3 protein-coding genes and 1 pseudogene are annotated in these 3,180 nt (G+C 68.6%); all 4 read right to left on the reverse strand.

Annotated features, from left to right (window positions below; genetic code table 11):
- Positions 1–153, reverse strand: a pseudogene (locus HUK84_RS13350) (electron transfer flavoprotein subunit alpha/FixB family protein); the annotation flags it as partial.
- 2 nt (positions 154–155) lie between these two features.
- The gene (locus tag HUK84_RS13355) at positions 156–905 is read right to left on the reverse strand and encodes an electron transfer flavoprotein subunit beta/FixA family protein (protein WP_176640730.1); all 750 of its coding nucleotides are present in this window, start codon (positions 903–905) and stop codon (positions 156–158) included.
- A gap of 83 nt (positions 906–988) precedes the next feature.
- On the reverse strand, positions 989–2,626 hold the full coding sequence (locus tag HUK84_RS13360; RefSeq protein ID WP_176640731.1) for an electron transfer flavoprotein-ubiquinone oxidoreductase: 1,638 nt from the start codon (positions 2,624–2,626) through the stop codon (positions 989–991).
- A 183-nt stretch (positions 2,627–2,809) separates the two neighbouring features.
- A partial coding sequence (locus tag HUK84_RS13365) for a 2OG-Fe(II) oxygenase (protein ID WP_176640732.1) occupies positions 2,810–3,180 on the reverse strand: 371 nt, incomplete at its 5' end.

Consider the following 3,180-nt stretch of genomic DNA (forward strand, 5'->3'; position numbering starts at 1 on the left):
GGCGGCCGAGGCCGCGACCGCCGCGTCGCCCGCCACCAGCACATGCACCTCACCCAGACCCAGGGCGCCCAGTTTCAGCCCGGCGGTCACCGCCGAACGCGAAGCCTGCCTGATCGCGCCGGACTCATGATCGAGGAAAACGAGTACGGCCATGATCAGATCACCTTCGCTTCGTTACGCAGACGCGCCACCAGCTCGGCGGCGGACGCGACCTTGATGCCTTCCTTGCGCGGCGGCGGCTCGGCCACCGACAGCGTGGCCAGGCGCGGCGTCACATCCACCCCCAGATCGCCCGGCGCCAGGGTTTCCAGCGGCTTCTTGCGCGCCTTCATGATGTTGGGCAGCGAGGCATAGCGCGGCTCGTTCAGCCGCAGGTCGGCGGTCACGATCGCCGGCAGCGCCAGCGACAGCGTCTCCAGCCCGCCATCGATCTCGCGGGTGACGACGGCGCGGCCGTCGGCGATCTCGATCCTGCTGGCGAACGTGCCCTGCGGCCAGCCCAGCAGTCCGGCCAGCATCTGGCCGGTCGCGTTCATGTCGTCGTCGATCGCCTGCTTGCCCAGGATCACCAGCTCCGGGCTCTCCTTCACCACCAGCGCCTTCAGCAGCTTGGCGACGCCCAGCGGCTCCACCGCGACGTCGGTCAGCACCAGGATGGCGCGGTCCGCGCCCATCGCCAGCGCGGTGCGCAGCGTATCCTGCGCCTGCTGCACCCCGATCGACACCGCCACGATCTCGGTCGCGACGCCCTTTTCCTTCAGGCGCACCGCTTCCTCGACCGCGATCTCGTCGAACGGGTTCATCGACATCTTCACACCGGCGGTCTCGACCCCGCTGCCATCCGCCTTCACCCGCGGCTTGATGTTGAAATCGATGACTCTTTTTACCGGGACAAGAACCTTCATGGATTTCTTCGCCTGTTATCTTTCGACAAAATCCGGCGTGGGACGGCCGTTCAGCACGCCCCATAGCGTATTTTGTCCGAAATTCACATCCCGCCCGGGTAATTCGGCCCGCCGCTGCCTTCGGGCGCCACCCAGTCGATGTTCTGCGTCGGGTCCTTGATGTCGCAGCTCTTGCAGTGCACGCAGTTCTGCGCGTTGATCTGCAGGCGGGGATCGGTCTCGGCGTCCACGACCTCATAGACCCCGGCCGGGCAATAGCGGCTTTCGGGCGCGCGGAACACGTCCCAGTTCACCGTCTTCCAGATCGCCTGGTTGCGCAGCTTCAGGTGGACCGGCTGGTCCTCCTCGTGATTGGTCGCGGACAGGAAGACCGACGACAGCCTGTCGAACGTGATCCTGCCGTCCGGCCTGGGATAGGCGATCGGCGCCGACTGGCCGGCCGACAGCAGGTCCTCGTTGTCCCCGTGGCGGTGACGCAGCGTCCAGGGCGCGCGGCCGCGCAGCAGCATCGCGTCGATACCCGCGTACAGCGCGCCCCCCTTCGTGCCGAACCGCGCGAAGGCCGGCCGGATATTGCGCACCCCGCGCAGTTCCTCCCACAGCCAGGACGAGCGCACCCGCGCGGTATAGGACGCAGGCTCGGCCCGGCCGCCCGCCATCGCCTCGGCCACCGCCTCGGCCGCCAGCATGCCGGACTTCATGGCGGTATGGGTGCCCTTGATCTTCGGCACGTTCAGGAATCCCGCCGTGTCGCCGACCAGCGCCCCGCCCGGGAAGCTCAGCCGCGGGATGGACTGGATGCCGCCTTCCGACAGCGCGCGCGCGCCGTAGGCGATGCGCCGCCCGCCCTCGAAATAGGGGCGGAAGGACGGATGCAGCTTCAGCCGCTGCATCTCGTCGAACGGCGACAGCCAGGTATTGGCGTAGTCCAGCCCGACCACGAACCCGTACGACACCAGGTTCTCGCCGAAATGATACATCCACGCGCCGCCATAGGTCCGGTCGTCCAGCGGCCAGCCGAAACTGTGCAGCACCAGCCCGGGGCGATGCTGCTCCTTGGGGATCTCCCACAATTCCTTGATGCCCAGGCCGTAGGTCTGCGGGTCCACGCCCTTGCGCAGATTGTATTTGGCCATCAGTTGCTTGGTCAGCGACCCGCGGCACCCTTCGGCGAACAGGGTGTAGCGCGCGCGCAGCTCCATCCCCGGCGCGTAATTCGCCCCCCTGGTGCCGTCGCGGGCGATGCCCATGTCGCCGGTGGCCACGCCGACCACCCGCCCGTCCTCGATCAGCACCTCCGACCCGGCGAAACCCGGATAGATCTCCACCCCCAGCGCCTCGGCCTGCGCCGCCAGCCAGCGGCAGACGTCGCCCAGGCTGACGATGTAGTTGCCGTGGTTGCGCATGTGCGGCATCACCCGCTCCAGCTTCGGCACCGCATAGCCCCGGCTCCGGGTCAGGAAGAGCATCTTCTCCTCGGACACCGCGGTGTGCAGCGGCGCCCCCTTCTCGCGCCAGTCGGGCAGCAATTCGTCCAGCGCCCGTGGCTCGATCACCGCGCCCGACAGGATATGGGCGCCGATCTCGCTGCCTTTCTCGATCAGGCAGACCGTGGCCTCGGGCGCCAACTGCCGCAGGCGGATCGCCGCTGCCAGGCCCGACGGACCGCCGCCGACCACGACAACATCGAATTCCATCGTCTCGCGCGCCTGTTCGGTCATGCCTCTCTCGTCTCGTTCTGCTGCGCGGCGGACGCCCCCGGGAGGTCATCGAAGGGGGCGCCCGGCGTCGGTAAGAAAACTCCAGGTGGCTTTCCTAGAACCGAAAGGGGCCCGAACGCAAAACAAGAGCTTGGGGTCACCCATGCCGGGGGCTTCCCAGGGCGGCGTGTTGGACGCAGGGCGTCAGGCGGCAGGGCCGAAGGCCAGTTCCTCGACCGCCCGCCAGTCCGCGCCGACGAAATTCACGATCAGCGACCGCCGCACCCCATGGATCGGCCGGCGGACGAAGCCGTGCCAGGTCTGGGGCCCCGGCACGAACAGCAGGCCGGAATTGAACGCCCCGCTCGCCCGGGCCACCGCCCGGCCATCCGCGGTCATCAGGTCGGTGCCCCAGCCGCCGGCCCCGGGACCCATCGACAGCGACACCAGCAGGGTCAGCCGCTTGGCGCCGATATCGGTATGCGGCGCCAGCCAGAACCCGTCCGTATCCAGGCACAGTTCCAGCCGCAGCGCCGTTCCCGCCAGCCGCGCCCCGCACAGCGCCTGCAACGCGG

Origin of the sequence: Nguyenibacter vanlangensis (genome assembly GCF_013376155.1) — a bacterium.
GTDB classification, from domain to species: Bacteria; Pseudomonadota; Alphaproteobacteria; order Acetobacterales; family Acetobacteraceae; genus Gluconacetobacter; species Gluconacetobacter vanlangensis.